The sequence below is a fragment of the Amycolatopsis sp. A1MSW2902 genome (genome assembly GCF_017312175.1).
GTDB classification, from domain to species: Bacteria; Actinomycetota; Actinomycetes; order Mycobacteriales; family Pseudonocardiaceae; genus Amycolatopsis; species Amycolatopsis nivea.
This window is the reverse complement of the sequence record NZ_QJPO01000001.1, coordinates 1482390-1500689: the sequence shown is the minus strand read 5'-3', so window position 1 is coordinate 1500689 and position 18300 is coordinate 1482390. Positions and strand designations below refer to the sequence as shown.

13 protein-coding genes are annotated in these 18300 nt (G+C 70.6%); 5 read left to right on the top strand and 8 right to left on the bottom strand.

The genetic code is table 11. From position 1 onward, the window contains the following. Positions 1 to 139: 139 nt before the first annotated feature. Positions 140 to 1153: a nicotinate-nucleotide--dimethylbenzimidazole phosphoribosyltransferase gene (gene cobT, locus DMP23_RS06985; RefSeq protein ID WP_337820502.1), complete on the bottom strand. Its 1014-nt coding sequence runs from the start codon at positions 1151 to 1153 to the stop codon at positions 140 to 142. A gap of 10 nt (positions 1154 to 1163) precedes the next feature. After that, positions 1164 to 1769 (bottom strand): bifunctional adenosylcobinamide kinase/adenosylcobinamide-phosphate guanylyltransferase, encoded by a 606-nt coding sequence (locus tag DMP23_RS06980; protein WP_037817588.1) that lies wholly within the window; start codon positions 1767 to 1769, stop codon positions 1164 to 1166. A 36-nt stretch (positions 1770 to 1805) separates the two neighbouring features. Between DMP23_RS06980 and DMP23_RS06975 the strand changes: the two genes are divergently transcribed. Next, the gene (locus tag DMP23_RS06975; RefSeq protein WP_337820501.1) at positions 1806 to 2801 is read left to right on the top strand and encodes a cobalamin biosynthesis protein; all 996 of its coding nucleotides are present in this window, start codon (positions 1806 to 1808) and stop codon (positions 2799 to 2801) included. After that, positions 2798 to 4276 (top strand): cobyric acid synthase, encoded by a 1479-nt coding sequence (locus DMP23_RS06970; RefSeq protein WP_337820500.1) that lies wholly within the window; start codon positions 2798 to 2800, stop codon positions 4274 to 4276. The genes DMP23_RS06975 and DMP23_RS06970 overlap by 4 nt, the downstream gene beginning before the upstream one ends. Positions 4277 to 4285: 9 nt before the next feature. Here DMP23_RS06970 and DMP23_RS06965 read toward each other — a convergent pair whose 3' ends face one another. Further along, entirely contained in the window at positions 4286 to 4918 is a 633-nt protein-coding gene (locus DMP23_RS06965; protein ID WP_443111334.1) for a response regulator, read from the bottom strand. A 2-nt stretch (positions 4919 to 4920) separates the two neighbouring features. After that, a complete protein-coding gene (locus DMP23_RS06960) occupies positions 4921 to 6015 on the bottom strand; it encodes a sensor histidine kinase (RefSeq protein WP_337820498.1) in 1095 nt (364 codons plus the stop codon). A 145-nt stretch (positions 6016 to 6160) separates the two neighbouring features. Between DMP23_RS06960 and DMP23_RS06955 the strand changes: the two genes are divergently transcribed. Next, positions 6161 to 6625 (top strand): phage tail protein, encoded by a 465-nt coding sequence (locus DMP23_RS06955; RefSeq protein WP_337820497.1) that lies wholly within the window; start codon positions 6161 to 6163, stop codon positions 6623 to 6625. On the opposite strand, the gene DMP23_RS06950 is transcribed toward DMP23_RS06955, so the two are convergent. Then, positions 6609 to 7847 (bottom strand): hypothetical protein, encoded by a 1239-nt coding sequence (locus tag DMP23_RS06950; protein ID WP_337820496.1) that lies wholly within the window; start codon positions 7845 to 7847, stop codon positions 6609 to 6611. The genes DMP23_RS06955 and DMP23_RS06950 overlap by 17 nt on opposite strands. 180 nt (positions 7848 to 8027) lie before the next feature. Continuing rightward, a complete protein-coding gene (locus tag DMP23_RS06945; RefSeq protein WP_337820495.1) occupies positions 8028 to 8903 on the bottom strand; it encodes a LysR family transcriptional regulator in 876 nt (291 codons plus the stop codon). Between the two features lie 100 nt (positions 8904 to 9003). On the opposite strand from DMP23_RS06945, the gene DMP23_RS06940 reads away from it, so the two are divergent. Then, a complete protein-coding gene (locus DMP23_RS06940) occupies positions 9004 to 10308 on the top strand; it encodes an MFS transporter (RefSeq protein ID WP_037817577.1) in 1305 nt (434 codons plus the stop codon). Beyond that, on the top strand, positions 10305 to 11960 hold the full coding sequence (locus tag DMP23_RS06935) for an amidohydrolase (RefSeq protein WP_337820494.1): 1656 nt from the start codon (positions 10305 to 10307) through the stop codon (positions 11958 to 11960). Before DMP23_RS06940 ends, DMP23_RS06935 begins: the two co-directional genes overlap by 4 nt. Positions 11961 to 12133: 173 nt before the next feature. Here DMP23_RS06935 and DMP23_RS06930 read toward each other — a convergent pair whose 3' ends face one another. Both DMP23_RS06930 and gltB read right to left on the bottom strand, forming a co-directional pair. Beyond that, a complete protein-coding gene (locus DMP23_RS06930; protein ID WP_275294267.1) occupies positions 12134 to 13585 on the bottom strand; it encodes a glutamate synthase subunit beta in 1452 nt (483 codons plus the stop codon). Beyond that, positions 13578 to 18110 (bottom strand): glutamate synthase large subunit, encoded by a 4533-nt coding sequence (gene gltB, locus DMP23_RS06925; protein ID WP_337820493.1) that lies wholly within the window; start codon positions 18108 to 18110, stop codon positions 13578 to 13580. Before gltB ends, DMP23_RS06930 begins: the two co-directional genes overlap by 8 nt. Between the last annotated feature and the right edge of the window lie 190 nt (positions 18111 to 18300).

The window sequence follows — 18300 nt, the reverse complement described above, 5'->3', positions numbered from 1 at the left end:
CCAGCCACAACCCCGGCCCGGACTCCAGCCGGATCCGCGAGCCGAACCCCAGCCACAACCCCGGCCCGAACCACAACCCCGCCCCCAGGCCAAGCCTCGAACCGACTCCGGCGCAAGGCCTGTCCTTCGCGCACCCCGGTCACCCGAGGTCCGCCAGCAAACCCATCTCCGCGATTACCGCGCGCGCCGCGCGCAGGGTCGGCACGGCTTGCACCGCCCCGCTGCCCTCGCCGAGGCGCAAACCCAGGTCGAGGATCGGCGTCAACCCCAGCGCCTTCAACGCAAACGCTTGCGCGGGCTCCGTCGAACGATGCCCGGCCAGCCACCACTGCTCAGCCCCGGGCGCGATGTCCCGGGCCACCAAGGCCGCCGTCGCCGAGAAGATTCCGTCCAGCACCACCGGGATTCCCCGGACGGCCGCTTCCACCAGGAAACCGGCCGTCGCGGCGAGGCAGGCGCTGCCGAGGGCGGTCAGGCGGTCGAAGGGGTCGGTCACGGGGCGTCGCGCCAGGGCAGCGGCGACGACAGCGGTCTTGCGTTCCAAGGCCTCCCCGGACACCCCGGTGCCGGTGCCCACCACCTCAGCTGCGGGAAGGCCCAGCGCAGAAGCCACGACCGCGGCGCAGACGGTCGTGTTGCCGATGCCCATGTCGCCGGGAATGAGAACGTCCGCAGTGGACTCCGAAGCAGCGATGGCCCGTCCCGCCTCAAACGCGGCAAGTGCCTCGCCGGGAGCCAACGCGTCCTCGACGTCGATGGCGCCCGAACCGCGGCGGATCTTGTGGGCGGTGACTTCGGCGGGAACGTCCGAGGCGTCCCAGTCGACCGCGATGTCCGCTACCCGCACCGAAGCCCCGACTTGTGCCGCGAGGACCGTTACCCCGCTTCGCCCGGCGAGGAACACGCGCACCATCGCCGCGGTGACCTCGCGGGGGTACGCCGACTGCGCCGACACCCCGTGGTCGCCGGCGAAGACGACCACGCGGACGTCGTCCAGCGGGCGCGGCGGGACCGCCCCGTGCGCGGCGCTCAGCCAGGCCGCGAGTTCTTCCAGCCGACCGAGCGAGCCGACCGGTTTGACCAGGCCGTCCAGGCGCTCCAAGGCGGCGGCGCGGGCGGCGGCGTCCGGGACGGGGATGGCGAAACTCGGCACGGCTGGCTCCTCACGGAAGGTCGAGCGCCCGCCCGGCGACGATGAGCGACACCCGGTCGCTGTCGGCGGACACCCGGTTGTTGAGTGCGCCCAGCACATCACGGAACAGCCGTCCGGACACCGTTGCGGGCACCACACCGCTGCCGACCTCGTTGCTGACCGCGACGATCGGCACCCGGGCCTGGCTCCACGCGGCGAGGAAATCCTCGAGCCGATCGTCCAGTCTGCGCTCCCAGCCCGTTTTGCCCGACCACGCGCCGACCTCGTCGAGGACCCGCGACAGCCAGGTGCCGAGACAGTCGATCAACAACGGGCTCGTCGCGTTGCGCAGCACGGTCGCCAGGTCGGTGGTCTCGACCGTCGTCCAGTGGCGCGGGCGGCGGGCCCGGTGCGCCTCGACCCGGGCGGCCCATTCCGGGTCCTCGGCCGACGGGGGCAGCCCGGGAGCGACGTACACGAGGTGGGGGTGGTGCGCGACGAGCCGCTCCGCGTGCCTCGACTTGCCCGAGCGGACCCCGCCGAGAACGAGCACCTTGCCGTCGTCGCGTCCGTACCGGCGGAGGGCCTGCGCCAGGGTTTCGAGAGACCCGGCGAGCCGGTGCGTCAGCTTGGTCATACCCGGCATTCTCTCCCTAGCGCTACGGTTCGCCACGTGCCACTCCGACAAGCCGTCACCGCGGCCGGGCTGATCGCCGGATACGCCGCCGACGCCTGCTTCGGCGACCCGCGCCGGGGACATCCGGTCGCGGCCTTCGGCACCGCCGCTGGCCAGCTGGAACGCTGGTGGTGGGCCGATTCCAAGCCGCGCGGGGCGGCGTACGCGGCGGTCTGCGCGGGATCGGCCGCCGGGCTCGGCATCCTCGCGGAGCGAGCCGCCCGGAACCGGCCAGGTGTCCGATTTGTCCTGACGGCGGCGGCGACGTGGGCCGTCCTGGGCGGCCGCGGGCTCGCTGCGGAGGGCCGCGAAATGGCGCGATTACTCGAATCGGGTGAATTGCCTGCCGCCCGGCAGCGGCTCAGCCACCTCTGCGCGCGCGACGCCACCGGTCTCGGCCCGGCCGAGCTGACCCGCGCGGCCACCGAATCGATCGCCGAGAACACCTCCGACGCGGTTGTCGCGCCGCTCCTGTGGGGCGCGGTCGCGGGCGTGCCGGGGCTGCTCGGGTACCGCGCGGTGAACACCCTCGACGCGATGGTCGGCTACCGCTCGCCGCGGCACCGCAACTTCGGCTGGTTCGCCGCGCGCACCGACGACTGGGCCAATCTGGTGCCTGCACGCGTCGGCGCGGTGCTGACCGCGGTGACCGCGCCGCTCGCCGGCGGCCACGCCCGGTCGGCTTGGCGGGCTTGGCGACGCGACGGGAGCGCGCATCCGAGCCCGAATGCGGGACAGGTCGAGGCGGCTTTCGCCGGGGCGCTGGACATCCGGCTCGGCGGGACGAACACGTATCACGGCGAGGTCGAGCGCCGGAGCACGCTGGGCGACGGTCGTCCGCCGGGGGCGAGCGATCTGCGCCGGGCGGTGCGGTTGTCGCGGCTGGTCGGGGCGGCGGCGCTGGCGGTCGCGGCCGGGATCGCGGTGACCAGGTCGCGGAGTGCGGGGCGGTTCACCGGACCGGCCGCTGCACGCATTACGGTGGCGGGATGAGCGGGCTGCTGATCGCCGGGACCACCTCCGACGCCGGGAAAAGCCTGGTCACCGCCGGAATCTGCCGCTGGTTCGCGCGGCGCGGCGTGCGGGTCGCGCCGTTCAAGGCGCAGAACATGTCGAACAACTCGATGGTCTGCGCGGACGGCGCGGAGATCGGCCGCGCGCAGTGGCTGCAGGCGCGGGCCGCGCGGGTGGAGCCGGAAGCGGCGATGAACCCGGTGCTGCTCAAGCCGGGCAGCGACCGGCGCAGTCACGTCATCGCGCTCGGCAAGCCGTACGGCACCCTCGAAGCCGGGGAGTACGCCACTGGCCGGGCCGGGCTCGCGGAGATCGCCTTCGAGGCGTTTTCCGAGCTGCAGCAACGGTTCGACCTCGTCGTCTGCGAGGGCGCAGGCAGCCCGGCGGAGATCAACCTGCGTTCCGGCGACTACGTCAACATGGGCCTGGCACGGCGGTTTTCGCTGCCGGTGCTGGTGGTCGGCGACATCGACCGCGGCGGGGTGCTGGCGGCGATGTACGGCACGCTCGCGTTGCTGTCGGCCGAGGACCAGGCGCTGGTCGCGGGCTGGCTGGTGAACAAATTCCGCGGTGACGTCGGGTTGCTGCAGCCGGGTCTGAACAGTCTGGAGAAGGTCACCGGGCGGCCGGTGCTCGGCGTGCTGCCGTGGCTGGACCGGGTGTGGATCGACTCCGAGGACGCCCTCGCCGCGGCCGGATGGCGGCACGAAGCCGCGCAACGCGGGTTGCGCGTCGCGGTGGTGCGGTTCCCGCGGGCGTCCAACGCGACCGACGTGGACGCGCTCGCGGCGGAGCCGGGCGTGACGGTGAGCCTGACCGCCGATCCGGACACCGTCGCCGCGGCGGACCTGGTCGTGCTGCCGGGATCGAGGGCCACTGTGGACGATCTGAAGTGGTTGCGCAGCAGGGGTTTGGCAGACGCAGTGACGGCGCGGGCCGCGGCGGGGCGTCCGGTGCTGGGGATCTGCGGCGGGTACCAGATGCTCGCGGAGTCCATTGAGGACGACGTCGAATCCGGGGCCGGTCTGGTGGACGGGCTTGGGCTCTTGCCGACGCGAGTGACGTTCGCGGGGGAGAAGGTGCTCGGCCGTCCGGTCGGCGAATGGCGCGGGCATCGTGTGGACGCGTACGAAATCCACCACGGCAGCGCCGGTCCGGCGGACGCGGAGTCGTTTTTGGACGGTTACCGCGTCGGTTCGGTCTGGGGCACGACGTGGCACGGCGCCTTGGAGAACGACGGATTCCGGCGCGCTTGGCTTGCCGAAGCGGCGGCGCAGGCGGGCATCGAATGGCGGGCGGCCGAGGGCGCGCCGGGGTTCGCGGACCTGCGCGAGGACATGCTGGACCGGCTGGCCGACGCGATCCAGTCCGAAGTGGACACCGGTATGCTGATGGCGCTGGCGGAGGCGGGCGCGCCGGGCGGGTTGCCGTTCGTGCCGCCGGGAGCTCCCTGACTGGACGGTTCAAGCGAGTCCGGCGTCGTGCACCAGAATCGCGACTTGCGTGCGGTTGGCGGCTTCGGTCTTGGCCATGATCCGTCCCAAGTGGACCTTCACGGTCGCCTCACTGAGCCCCAGCTCACGGGCGATCTCAGCGTTGCTCGAACCCTGCCCGACGGCCACAGCGACCTCGCGTTCGCGGGGTGTCAGGGGCTCGAGCCGGGCGCGGGCGGGCGTCGGCGTGGCGGCGGTGGCGAAGTGCGTCAGCAGTCGCCGGGTGATCGACGGCGACAGCATCGCCTCGCCGCTGCCCACCACGTGCATCGCCTTGATCAGCTCGCGCGGCGGTGTGTCTTTCAGCAGGAAACCCGTGGCACCGTGGCGAAGCGCCTCGTGCACGTACTCGTCCAGGTCGAACGTCGTCAGCACGACCACCGCGGGCGCGTCCGGTTCGGCGGTCACCAGGCGGGTCACCTCCAGGCCGTCGACCTCGGGCATCTGCACGTCGGTGAGCACGAGGTCGGGCCGGTGTTCGCGGACGAGCGCGAGCGCTTCGCGACCGTCGCCCGCTTCCGCGACCACCTCGATCCCCGGGTCGGACTCCAGGATCATCCGGATGCCGCTGCGCACGAGCACCTCGTCGTCGATCAGCAGGATTTTCAGCACGATTCCTCCGCTCGCAGCGGGAACGCGGCCCGCACCCGATAGCTGCCCGTGCCGTCCGGGCCGGCGCGGAGCGTTCCGCCGGTCAGCGTGACGCGTTCGCGCATGCCGATCACGCCGTAGCCCGCGCCCGGCAGCCCGGACGAATCGGCGAGCGGGTTGGCCACTTCGACCACCAGGTCGTTGTCGGATGTGGACAGTCGCACGTCGATGGTCGTTCCCGGCGCGTGTTTCGCCGCGTTCGTGAGCGCTTCCTGCACGATCCGGTACGCCGCGCGCCCGATCGGGTCGGGCACGTCCGGCATCGGCTCCGGCAGGCTGGCGCGCACCTGCGCACCGGCGGTGGCGAGGTCGTCGGCGAGCTGGCGGACCCCGCCCAGCGTCGGATCCGGCAGCGAACGCGGTTCCGGACCGTCGTCGCGAAGCACCTTCAGGATGTCGCGCAATTCGTTGAGCGCGGCGGAACTCGATTCGCGGATCACCTCGGCGAGCTGCGCGGTCTCGTCGTCCTTGGCCCGCACCGAAAGCGCGCCCGCCTGCAGCGCGACGATGCTGACCCGGTGCGCGACGACGTCGTGCATCTCGCGCGCGATCCGCCGCCGCTCGGCCGTCACAGCCCGCTCGCCGAGCAGGTCGCGCTCGCGTTCGGCCTGCTCCGCGCGGTCGCGCAGGGCCGCGAGCAAGGCCGCGCGCTGGTGCATCCACAGCCCGGCCAGCGTCGGGACGACGACCTCCATGACGAGGGCGAGCCCGAACGTCTTCCAGTCCGGCAGGTTCGCCGGCCGGACGAACGACACGAGCAGCCCGGTTTCCGCGAGCACGGCGACCGCGGTCGGCCAGCGGAGCCCGCGCAGCGAGGCGACCGTGTAAAGAGTGACGGAGGTGCCCCACAACGGCGGCGTGGCCAGCGCGACGCCGACCGAGACCAGCATCGCGGGCAACGGGAACCGGCGGCGCAGGAGCACGGCCAGGAACATCACCGCGACCGCGACCGGCCAGAACCACGGATGGTCCGCGTCCGGCAGGTCGCCGGCCAGCGTCAGGCCTAGCACGGCGAGCGCCACGGCCAGGTCGATCAGGTGGTTGCGCACCCCGCCACCGTAAGCCCTGCACGAAATTCCCCCACTGGGCGTCTTCGAGGGAAACCGGGGTTCGGCGGCCGCTCCGGTTGCCGAAGGGTTTTCCCCGGGTATTCTGCCGAGCGTCGCGATCAAACCCAGCCCGGGAGTGCGGATCATGTCCTACGCCGTCGATTTCACCGCCGTGTCGACTGTCGGCCTGGAGTCTTCCCCGGTCGCGGACGCGCTCGCCGGGCTGCGGGCGAACGAGGCGCGCTACTTCAAGAACAAGTACGACCACGTCTTCACCGTCGAGCCCGCGGCCGAGGTCCCGGAGATCATCGACCGGGTGCACCGGATCCTCAAGGAAGAACGCGATCTCGTCATCGCCTCGCGGCCGCTCGAGGCGACCGAATTCGAGGTCGACGGCATCCGGATGTCTTACGTGTTCTACGAGAGCGGCCTGTCGATCAACGTCATGTACACCCTCGAAGAGGGCGGCAAGCGGGCCGTCGGGTTCAAGCTTTCCGACGGGATGGACGTCCCGGAGGAACTCGCCGACAAGTTCAAGTTCGCGCGCCAGAAGTCGAAGCTCGCCGGGACGATCCGCGGGTCCTACTTCGTCATCAAGAACGCGTACTGACCCGCAGCGCGGCGCTGCGCAGGCACAGCAGCAGCGGCAGGGAACTGTCGTCGCGCAGCCGGGGCGGCAAGGCGTTCGCTTCGGCCACCGGTACCCCGTCGGCCAGTTCCTGGCCCAGCGCGGCCAGATCGATTTCCAGGACGGTGACTCCGGCGCTGTAAAGCCGTTCCGCGCCCTTCGTGCGGCGGCTGGTCAGTTCAGTGCTGTCGACGGACAGCCGGGTCACGCCGAAGAACTCCGGTTTCGCGCCGCGTTCGAGCCAGCGTGCGAAGCCGGTCAGCCGCGTCTCGGAAATCTCGTTGGGGCGGACGGCCGCCTCTTCGCACAGTTCGCGTTCCATTCCCGCACACACCGCGGTGTGCAGGGTCCGGCGGGTTCCTCCTTGCGGGGTAAGGAGATCCCGCGGTTCCAGGCTGCCGCTTCCGGACGGGGCGAGCAGAAGCCCGCTGGCCGAGTTGCGGGCCGACTGGCGGACCACGACGAGCAGGCCGTCCGAGGTGAACGCGATCGTGGACACGCCGACGAGGTCGGCGAGCGTGCTCGCGCCGAGGGTTCGCAGCGCGCCGGACGAGTCGGTCAATTCCTCGTTGCGCAGGTCGTACTCGTGGCCGTCGGCGGAGTTCGTGATGCGCAGCGACGCCAGTTCGTTCGAGCAGACCGCGTCGAAGAACCGGGCGCGATGCAGGACGATCGGCGCCGGCCGCGCCCCCGCGACCGGCAGCGGTTCGCCGCGCATGCCGACGATCGGGCCGTTGAACAGCAACCGGCCGCGAGCCCGCAACGGCAGCACGTGCGGTGCGGTGGCCTTCAGCTTCGCGGGCAGCCGGTAGGGGTCCTCGGCGACGGTGATGCTGAAGGTGGTTTCGGCGAGCGCCGCGTCGATGGCGTCGCTGACCAATGCGGTGCCGCGGGAGGGAACCGCCAGGTACTGCGCGTCGGGATAGGCCTGCGGCGGCGGGGTGTCGGCGATCGGGAACGGCGCGACGATCGCGGTGAACTCGTAACCGGCCCACCGTTTCCGCAGCAGGCGGATGTCCCGCACGAGGGTCAGCAGGCCGAGCAGGAGCGCGACGATCGACACGACGACTCCGAACGCGCTCGGCAGGATCGTGACGGCGCCGAGCACGACCCCGAGCGCGGACACGGCGACCGGCCATTCCCCGGCTCCGACGAAGACGAGATAGTCGGCCGTGGCCCGGGCCCGGCGGGTCAGTTTTCCCATCGCCGCACTGTTTAGCACGGATCGGGCCGCCGGGTCACCGAGTCGGGTGAAGTGTTACCGCGAGATCGTGCAGCAGAGGTGGTGGCCTGCTGCGGTGGTCCGGCGGGTAAGGGAGGTCGGCGCCGCGACGAAGTAGTCAAACCCGTTGCGCCGCAAAGAAAACTTCTCACCGAGTGCTGATCATTCGCCCAGCGCGCCACGAAACTCGCGCAACCCCTCGATCAGCGCCAGAATCGACGGCCGGGCGTAGTGGTCCCGCCGCCATCCGGCGTACAGCGGCACCGTCAGCATCCCGTCGGCGGTTTCGATCGGGATGGAGCGCAGGCCGAATCGGACCAGATCGGTCACCAGGCACACCTCGCCGCGGCCGGCGGCGCGGGCCTGGGCGACGCTGGGGGAGCCGGTTTCGTTCAGCTCGGCCGGGATGAGTCCGGCGCGGTGGAACGCCTCGTCCACGACCAGGCGCGCGGCGTTGCTGCGGTTCATCACCAGCAACGGTTCGGTGGCCAGTTCGGCCAGCGGGATGGACTCCGCGTCGTACCAGCGGTGGCCGGGCCGGACCTGTGCGCTGACCAGGACCCGGCCCAGCGCCGCGGTTTCCAGCTGCGCGGGCGGCGGGGACGTCGAGATGCCGAGGTCGGCGCTGCTGTGCAGGAGCCGGTCGAAAACCTGGTCCGGCGGGACCGGGAACGCGTCTCGCAGCACCGGTCCGGCCTTGCCGGTGGCCATGAACGGCGCCAGCAGGCTGTCCACTGTGCTCGGCGGCGCGACGAGCGTCAGCGGGGTGTCCTCGGTGCGGCCGATCGCCGCCATCACCGCGCTGGCCTCCTCCGCGCGGCGCACGAGGTCCTGGGCGATCGGCACGAACCGGGTGCCTGCCGCGCTGAGGGTGAGCGAGCCCGGCGACCGCGAGAACAACGCCACCCCGAGTTCGGTTTCCAGCGCGCGAAGCTGCCGCGACAGCGACGGTTGCGCGACCCGGACGGCACGCGCCGCGGCGGTGACCGAGCCTTCCCGCACGACGGCCAGGAAATAACGCACCACACGCAGTTCCACGCCTATGCCTCCGAGGTATCGGAATGGGTCCGGACAGGTATTGGACAGCATAGGTCGCGGGACGAAGACTCTGGGGAACACCGCCGCCAGGGAGTTGCCCGTGAACCACGAAACCGCCACCGGCCGCCGGGCCGCGCTCGCCTCCTTCGCCGGGACGGCGATCGAGTGGTACGACTTCTACCTGTACGGGACCGCGTCCGCGCTGGTCTTCGGGAAGCTGTTCTTCCCCGAGTTGAACCCGGCGACCGGCGTGCTCGCCGCGTTCGGCACGTTCTGGGTCGGCTTTCTCGCCCGGCCGCTGGGCGGGATCGTGTTCGGGCACCTCGGCGACCGGGTCGGGCGCAAGAACACGCTGGTCGTCACGCTGCTGCTGATGGGGTTCGCGACCTTCGCGGTCGGGCTGCTGCCGACGTACGCCAAGATCGGCATCGCCGCGCCGTTGCTGCTCGTCGCACTGCGCGCGGTGCAGGGCGTCGCGGTCGGCGGGGAGTGGGGCGGCGCGGTCGTGCTCGCCGCCGAGAACGCGCCTGCCGGACGCGGATCGTACTTCGCGATGTTCGCGCAGCAGGGCTCGCCCGCCGGGTCGATTCTGTCCACAGTGGTCTTTCTCGCCGTGAGCGCGTTGCCGGACGAGCAGTTCCTGACCTGGGGCTGGCGGGTGCCGTTCCTGCTGTCCGGGGTGCTGGTCGCGCTGGGCCTGCTGATCCGGCTGAAGGTCGAGGAACCGGCGGAGTTCGTGCGGGCCAAGGCGAAAGCCGCCGTCGCGAAGGTGCCGCTGGTCGAGGTCTTGCGGACTGCGTGGCGGACCGTGCTGCTCGGCATCGGCGCGAGCATCATGGGCATCGCCGCCGCGTACTTCAGCAACACGTTCGTCCTCGCCTGGTCCACGAACGAGCTCGGCATCGGCCGCCAGACCATGCTGTACGTGCTGCTCGGCGCGTCCGTGGTGCAGTTCTGCTGGCAGCCGGTCGCGGCGCGGCTGGCCGAACGCGTCGGCGAAACGCGCTTCATGGCGGTTTCGCTGGGCTGCAACATCGTGGTGACCGTGCCGATGTACCTGCTGATCGCGTCCGGCAATCCGGGACTGGCGTTTGTCGGGATCGCGGTCGCGACCGTGTGCGGCTCCGGCTACTACGCGGTGCTCGCCGGATTCCTCACCCGCGGCTTCCCGATTCACCTGCGGTACACCGGAATCTCCCTGTCCTATCAGCTGTGCAGCACCATCTTCGGCGGCACCACGCCGTTCATCGCGCAGGCGCTGCTCAACGCGACGCACGGTGCGATCTGGCCCGTCGTCATCTACCACGTCGTGCTGCTGACGCTGACCCTCACCTGCGTCCTGGCGCTAGCCCGCCGGACCGCGGCCGTCGCCGACTCCGCAAAAACCCTGACCCGACAAGGATGAGCTCAGTGCGTCTCGATGCGCTATTCCACAATGGACGTTTCACCACGCTGGACCGGGACCGTCCACAAGCGACCGCGCTCGGTGTGATCGGCGGCCGGATCGTCGGATTCGACGACGAGGTCCGCGGTCTCGCTGCGGACACGGTGGTCGACCTCGGCGGCGCGCCGGTCGTCCCCGGCCTCAACGACGCGCACCAGCACTTGAGCATGCGCGGCAAGCTGATCCGCGGGCTGGACGTCTCCGCCGAAGCCGCGCCGACGCTCGACGCGCTCTACCAGGCCGTGGCGGAGCGAGCCGCGACGCTGCCCGCCGACGCCTGGGTCACCGGCGCGGGCTACGACCAGAACAAGATCGGCGCGCACCCTACCGCCGAAGCCCTGCACCGCGCCGCCGGAGGACGGCCGGTCTGGCTCACGCACACGTCGCGGCACATGGCCGTGGCGAGCACCGAAGCCTTTGCCCTGGCCGGATATCCGGACCGGCTGGGTGTGCCGGACGTTCCCGGCGGCTCCGTGGTGCGCGACGAGGACGGCCGCGCCACCGGCTTGCTGCAGGAACGCGCGACCGTCCTGGTCGACCGCCTGCTGCGTCCCGAAGCGACCGAAGAGGTCATCGCCAACATCGCCGCGGGTGCGCACGCCGCCCTCAAAGACGGCCTGACCAGCGTCACCGAGCCCGGTATCGGCACCGTCGACGGCATCGGCCATGGCCGCGCCGACTTCGATTCCTTCCAGCGCACCCGCGAACGCGGGCTGCTGGGCGTGCGGATGACGGTGATGCCCTACATCACCGCCCTGCGCGACTGCGGCCCGTTCGAACCCGGTGGCGAGTGGTTCGGGCTCGACCTCGGCGTGCGCACCGGCGCCGGCGACGACCGGCTGCGCATCGGCCCGGTCAAAATCCTCTCCGACGGCTCGCTGATCGGCCGGTCCGCCGCGATGTGCTGCGACTACGAGGACGCCCCCGGCAACCAGGGGCTGATGCTGTTCGAGCCAGACGAGCTTCGTCGCTACATCCTCGAGGCGCACCGATGCCACTGGCAGATCGCCACGCACGCGATCGGCGACGCGGCTCTCGGAGCGGTCCTGGATGCGTATGAGGAAGCTCAGCAGAAGTATCCGCGCGAGGACGTCCGGCACCGCATCGAACACTGCGCGGTCGCCGACGATGCCGCTGTCGCCCGGATCGCGGAGCTGGGCGTGATTCCCGTGCCACAGGGCCGGTTCCTGTCCGAGATCGGCGACGGACTGCTCGCCGCGCTCGGCCCGGAACGCAGTCGGCTGGCGTATCGGATGCGGAGTTTCCTCGACGCCGGTGTGGTTCTGCCGGGCAGCACGGACGCTCCGGTGGTCGCGGCGTCGCCGTTGCTGAGCATCCACGACATGGTCAACCGCCGGACTGCGGCTGGGCAGCCGATCGGGCTGGAGGAAGCGGTGACCGCCGAAGAAGCGCTGCGTGCGTACACGGTGGGTTCGGCGTATGCGGTGCATGAGGAGAAGGTCAAGGGCACGTTGAGCCGGGGGAAGCTGGCTGACTTCACGGTGTTGAGCGACGATCTGCTGACGGTCGCCCCAGCGAAGATCGGCGAGATCACCGTCGGCGCAACGGTCGTGGGCGGCGAGGTCGCGTACGACGACGGGGCCGCGCATTAAAAAGGACGGGTGCGACGCCGTTGTCGCACCCGTCCGACAGCCGGGGCCAGCGCGGCGGCAGTGACGCGTCAACCCCGAAACTGAATGGGGCTCAGCGCGGCGACGCTGCCGCGCTTGGCCCCGAGTCTGAACGGAGCAGGCGCGGCGACGTTGACGCGCCTTGCTCCGAGTCCTCAGGAGATCGGCCGGTCCGTCGGCGCGATCGGGGCCGGGAGCACGCCCCGGCCGGTCAGGAAGGCGTCCACGCCGGCCGCGCACGAGCGGCCCTCCGCGATCGCCCACACGATCAGCGACTGCCCGCGGCCCATGTCGCCCGCCACGAACACGTTGTCCACAGTGGTCTTGAAGTCCTTGTCCCGCACGACGTTGCCGCGCTGGTCCAGCTCCACGCCCAAGTCGGTCAGCAGGCCCTCGCGCTGCGGGCCGAGGAAGCCCATCGCCAGCAGCACCAGCTGCGCGGGCAACTCGGTCTCGGTGCCCTCGACCGGGATGAACTTGCCGCCCTCGTTGCGCACCTCGACCAGCTTCAGCGCACGCACCCGGCCGTTCTCGTCGGCCAGGAACTCCTGCGTGTTGACCGAGTACAGCCGCTCGCCGCCCTCCTCGTGGGCGGACGTGACGCGGTAGATCATCGGGTACGTCGGCCACGGGTGCGCGTCCGAACGCGACTCCGGCGGCTTCGGCATGATCTCCAGCTGGGTCACCGACTTCGCGCCCTGCCGGTGCGACGTGCCGACGCAGTCCGCGCCGGTGTCGCCGCCGCCGATGACCACGACGTCGAGGCCCTTGGCCGAGTACGGCGACTCCTCGAGCTCGCCCGCCGCGACCCGGTTGGCCGGCGGCAGGAACTCCATCGCCTGGTAGATGCCCTCGGCCGAACGGCCCTCGATCGGCAGGTCGCGCCACGCCGTCGCGCCGCCCGCCAGCACCACCGCGTCGTGGTTCTCCCGAAGCTCCTCGACCGTGACGTCCACGCCGACGTTCACCGACGTCCGGAATTCCGTGCCCTCGGCGCGCATCTGGTCGAGGCGGCGGTCGAGGCGGAACTTCTCCATCTTGAACTCGGGAATGCCGTACCGCAGCAGCCCGCCGATCTTGTCCGCGCGCTCGTAGACCACGACGGTGTGGCCCGCGCGGGTCAGCTGCTGCGCCGCGGCCAGCCCGGACGGGCCGGACCCGACGACGGCGACCTTCTTGCCCGTCTTGGCGACCGGGACCTGCGGCGTGACCCAGCCTTCCTCGAAGGCCCGGTCGATGATCGAGATCTCGACCCGCTTGATCGACACCGGGTCGTCGTTGATGCCGAGCACGCACGCGGTTTCGCACGGCGCCGGGCACAGCGTGCCGGTGAACTCCGGGAAGTTGTTCGTGGCGTGCAGCCGGTCCGCCGCCTGCTGCCAGTCCTCCCGCCACACCAGCGTGTTCCACTCCGGGATCAGGTTCCCGAGCGGACAGCCCTGGTGACAGAACGGGATCCCGCAGTCCATGCAGCGCCCGGCCTGCTTCTCCAGCTTGGTCGTCGCGAAGTCCTCGTAGACCTCGCGCCAGTCCATCAGCCGCAGGTCCACCGGACGCCGCTTCGGTTCCTCGCGCGTGGTGGTCAGAAAGCCCTTGGGGTCAGCCATGTGCGGCCTCCATGATCGCCTCGTTCACGTCCCGCCCGTCGCGTTCGGCCGCCACCTGGGCGGCGAGCACGCGCTTGTAGTCCTTCGGCATGACCTTGCCGAACCGGTCGACCGCACTGTCCCAGTCCGCCAGCAAGGCCCGCGCGACGGCGGATTCCGTTTCGTTGTAGTGCTTTTCGATGGTTTCGCGGAGGAAGTCCACGTCCGCGGTGTCCAGCGGGTCGATGTCGACCATCTCCGGGTTGACCCGGTGCGCCGGCAGGTCAAGCACGTACGCGACGCCGCCGGACATGCCTGCCGCGAAGTTGCGGCCGACCTTGCCAAGCACGACCATCCGGCCGCCGGTCATGTACTCGCCGCCGTGGTCGCCCACGCCCTCGACGACCGCCAGCGCGCCCGAGTTGCGCACGCAGAACCGCTCGCCGACCTGGCCGCGGATGAAGATCTCGCCGCTCGTGGCCCCGTACGCGATCACGTTGCCCGCGATGATGTGGTCCTCCGCGACGATCGGCGATTCCTTCGGCGGCCGCACGACGATCCGCCCGCCGGAGAGGCCCTTGCCGACGTAGTCGTTGCCGTCGCCGTAGAGCCGCAGCGTGATGCCCTTCGGAATGAACGCGCCGAACGACTGGCCCGCGGTGCCGGTGAAGGTGACGTCGATGGTGTCGTCGGGAAGGCCTTCGCCGCCCCACTTCTTGGTCAGCTCGGACCCGAGCATGGTGCCGACGGTGCGGTTCACGTTGCGCACCGGCAGTTCCAGCCGCACCTTGTCGCCCGCCGCCAGCGCGCCCTCGGCGAGCTGGATCAGCGTGTTGTCGAGCGCCTTGTCCAGCCCGTGGTCCTGCTTGACGGTCTGGTGCCGCACCGCGCGCGGCGGCAGCTCGGGCACGTGGAAGATCGGCGACAGGTCGAGCCCGGCGGCCTTCCAGTGGTCGACCGCCTTGCGCTTGTCGAGCAGCTCGGCGTGGCCCACGGCCTCCTCGACGGACCGGAAACCCAGCTCCGCCAGGTACTCCCGGACCTCCTGGGCGATGAACTCGAAGAAGTTCACCACGTACTCCGCCTTGCCGCTGAACTTCTCGCGCAGCTTCGGGTTCTGCGTCGCGACGCCCACCGGACAGGTGTCGAGGTGACAGACGCGCATCATGATGCAGCCCGACACCACCAGCGGCGCGGTCGCGAAACCGAACTCCTCGGCGCCGAGCAGCATCGCGATCATGACGTCGCGGCCGGTCTTGAGCTGGCCGTCGGTCTGCACCACGATCCGGTCGCGCAGCCGGTTGGCCAGCAGCGTCTGCTGCGTTTCGGCCAGGCCCAGCTCCCACGGTCCGCCCGCGTGCTTGATCGAGGACAGCGGCGAGGCGCCGGTGCCGCCGTCGTGGCCCGAGATCAGCACGACGTCCGCGTGCGCCTTGGACACACCCGCCGCGACCGTGCCGACGCCGACCTCGGAGACCAGCTTCACGTGGATGCGCGCGTCCGGGTTGGCGTTCTTGAGGTCGTGGATCAGCTGCGCCAGGTCCTCAATGGAATAGATGTCGTGGTGCGGCGGCGGGGAAATCAGCCCGACGCCCGGCGTGGAGTGCCGCGTCTTCGCGATCCACGGGTACACCTTGCCGCCGGGCAGCTGCCCGCCCTCGCCGGGCTTCGCGCCCTGCGCCATCTTGATCTGGATGTCGTCGGAGTTCACCAGGTACTCGCTGGTGACGCCGAACCGGCCGCTCGCGACCTGCTTGACCGCGGAGCGGCGCTCCGGGTCGTACAGCCGCTCCGGGTCCTCGCCGCCCTCGCCGGTGTTCGACTTGCCGCCGAGGCGGTTCATCGCGATCGCCAGCGTCTGGTGCATTTCCATCGAGATCGAGCCGTACGAGATGGCCCCGGTGGCGAACCGCTTCACGATCTCCGAAACCGGCTCGACCTCCTCGATCGGCACCGGCGTGCGGTCGCCGAACTTGAAGTCGAACAGCCCGCGCAGCGTCAGCAGCTTCTCGGCCTGGTCGTTGACCGCCTTCGTGTACTCCTTGAAGATGTCGTACTTCCCGGACCGCGTGGAGTGCTGCAGCTTGAACACCGTCTGCGGGTTGAACAGGTGCGGTTCGCCTTCGCGCCGCCACTGGTAGTCCGCGCCGGTTTCCAGCTCGCGGTGGCTGGCCCGGACGCCGTCGACCGGGAAGGCCCGCACGTGGCGCTGCGAAACCTCCTCGGCGAGCGTGTCGAAGCCGACGCCGCCGAGCCGGGAAGTGGTTCCGGTGAAACAGGTGTCGATCACCTCGGCGCCGAGGCCGACCGCCTCGAAGATCTGCGCGCCGGTGTAGGAGGCCACAGTGGACACGCCCATCTTGGACATGGTCTTGCGGACACCCTTGCCGAGCGCCTTGATCAGGTTCGTGGTGGCCTGCTTGGGAGTCACGCCCGGGATGAGGCCCCGGTGCGCCATCTCCTCGACCGTCGCCATCGCCAGGTACGGGTTCACCGCGGCCACGCCGTAGCCGACGAGCAGCGCGATGTGGTGCACCTCGCGCGCGTCGCCCGCCTCGACGATGAGGCCGACCTGCGTGCGCGTCTTCTCCCGCACCAGGTGGTGGTGCACCGCGCCGGTGAGCAGCAGCGACGGGATCGGCGCGTGGTCGGCGTCGACCCCGCGGTCGGATAGCACGATCAGCCGCGCGCCGTCCTCGATAGCCTCGGACACCTCGGCGCGGATCTCGTCGAGCCGCTGCACCAGGGCGTCCCCGCCGCCGTTGACCTTGTACCGGCCCATGACGGTGACCGCCTGGAACTCCGGCAGGTCGCCGTCGTCGTTGACGTGCACCAGCTTCGCGAGCTGGTCGTTGTCCAGCACCGGGAACGGCAGCACGATCCGGCGGCAGGACGACGCGTCCGCGGCCAGCAGGTTCGGCTCCGCGCCGATCTGCGTGCCGAGCGCGGTCACCAGCTCCTCGCGGATCGCGTCCAGCGGCGGGTTGGTCACCTGGGCGAAAAGCTGGATGAAGTAGTCGAACAACGGGCGCGAACCGGACGAAAGGGACGCCAGGGGCGAATCGTTGCCCATCGACCCGATCGGCTCCGCGCCGGTGCGGGCCATCGGCTCGAGGATGGTTTCCAGCTCTTCCTCGGTGTAGCCGAACGCCTGCTGGCGGCGCACGAGCGCGGCGTGCAGCGGGACCTCGCGGTCGCGTTCGGGCAGCTGCTCCAGGCGCAGCAGCCCGGCGTCGACCCATTCGTCGTACGGGTGCTCGGAAGCGAGCTGGCCCTTGATCTCCTCGTCCTCGACGATCCGGCCCGCGACGGTGTCCACGAGGAACATCCGGCCCGGCTCCAGCCGTCCCTTGCGGACGATCTTCGCCTGGTCCAGCTCCAGCACGCCGACCTCGCTGGCGAGCACCACGAGCCCGTCGTCGGTGACCCAGTAGCGGCCCGGGCGCAGGCCGTTGCGGTCCAGCACCGCGCCGATCTGCGCGCCGTCGGTGAACGCCACCAGCGCCGGCCCGTCCCACGGCTCCATGAGCGTGGAGTGGAACTCGTAGAAGGCGCGGCGCGCGGGGTCCATTTCCTGATGGTTCTCCCAGGCCTCCGGGATCATCATCAGCACCGAGTGCGGCAGCGACCGGCCGCCGAGGTGGAGCAGCTCCAGCACCTCGTCGAAGGAGGCCGAGTCGCTCGCGCCGCGCGTGATGACCGGGTAGATCCGCTTGAGGTCGCCCGGGATCAGGTCCGTCTCGAGCAGCGCCTCGCGGGCGTCCATCCAGTTGCGGTTGCCCTTGAGAGTGTTGATCTCGCCGTTGTGCGCCACGTAGCGGTACGGGTGCGCGAGCGGCCACGACGGGAAAGTGTTGGTGGAGAAGCGGGAGTGCACCAGGCCGATGGCGCTCGTCACGCGCTCGTCGGTGAGGTCGAGGAAGAACTTCTCGACCTGCGGCTCGGTCAGCATTCCCTTGTAGACGATCGTGCGCGAAGACAGCGACGGGAAGTAAACGTCGTCTTCGACCAGCTCGTGCTCGGCGCGCTTGCGCACGCAGAAGGCGGCGCGCTCGAGGGTGAGGCCGTCGAGGTTGTCCTTGTGCCCGGCCAGGAACAGCTGGGTGAAGTGCGGCATGGTCTGCGCGGCGGTCGGGCCGCAGTGCGCGGTGTCGACCGGCAGCTCGCGCCAGCCCACCACGCGCATGTCCTCCTCGGCGGCGATCCGCTCGATGGTGGTCATGGCGCGGCCGCGGCGCTTTTCGTCCTGCGGCAGGAACGCGGTGCCGACGGCGTAGCTGCCCTCTGGCGGCAGCTCGAACCCGGCGACCTCGCGGTAGAACGCGTCCGGCACCTGGATGAGCAGGCCCGCGCCGTCCCCGGTGTCCGGTTCCGCCCCGCGTGCCCCGCGATGTTCCAGATTTTTCAGCGCGACAAGGGCTTTCGCCACGATCTGATGGTCTCGGCGACCGGTCAGGTCCGCGACGAACGCCACCCCGCAGGCATCGTGCTCGTAGGCGGGGTCGTACAGGCCGTCGGTGGCCGGGGTGCTCGAACGGTGGGTCACGGCTGGCCGCCTCCCAAGGCGTTGGCGCGGGTTCTTTCACTCCGAAAGGGGGTTCATCACTGAACCGGTTAACGAAGTGGTCCGAAACCGCGATGGTCAGTCGAGAAGGGAAACCATCCGGTGCCTCCGCTGTCGCGAGGCGCGGCACTGCGTCGCGATGCGTGGCTGACCGCGGCCGGTCGACGACCGG

Bases quoted from the DNA above. Each gene is read 5' to 3' on its own strand.
- DMP23_RS06980 (WP_037817588.1), bottom strand. From the start codon at position 1,769: ATGACCAAGCTGACGCACCGGCTCGCCGGGTCTCTCGAAACCCTGGCG.
- DMP23_RS06970 (WP_337820500.1), top strand. From the start codon at position 2,798: ATGAGCGGGCTGCTGATCGCCGGGACCACCTCCGACGCCGGGAAAAGC.
- DMP23_RS06955 (WP_337820497.1), top strand. From the start codon at position 6,161: ATGTCCTACGCCGTCGATTTCACCGCCGTGTCGACTGTCGGCCTGGAG.
- DMP23_RS06950 (WP_337820496.1), bottom strand. From the start codon at position 7,847: ATGGGAAAACTGACCCGCCGGGCCCGGGCCACGGCCGACTATCTCGTC.
- DMP23_RS06935 (WP_337820494.1), top strand. From the start codon at position 10,305: ATGAGCTCAGTGCGTCTCGATGCGCTATTCCACAATGGACGTTTCACC.
- DMP23_RS06930 (WP_275294267.1), bottom strand. From the start codon at position 13,585: ATGGCTGACCCCAAGGGCTTTCTGACCACCACGCGCGAGGAACCGAAG.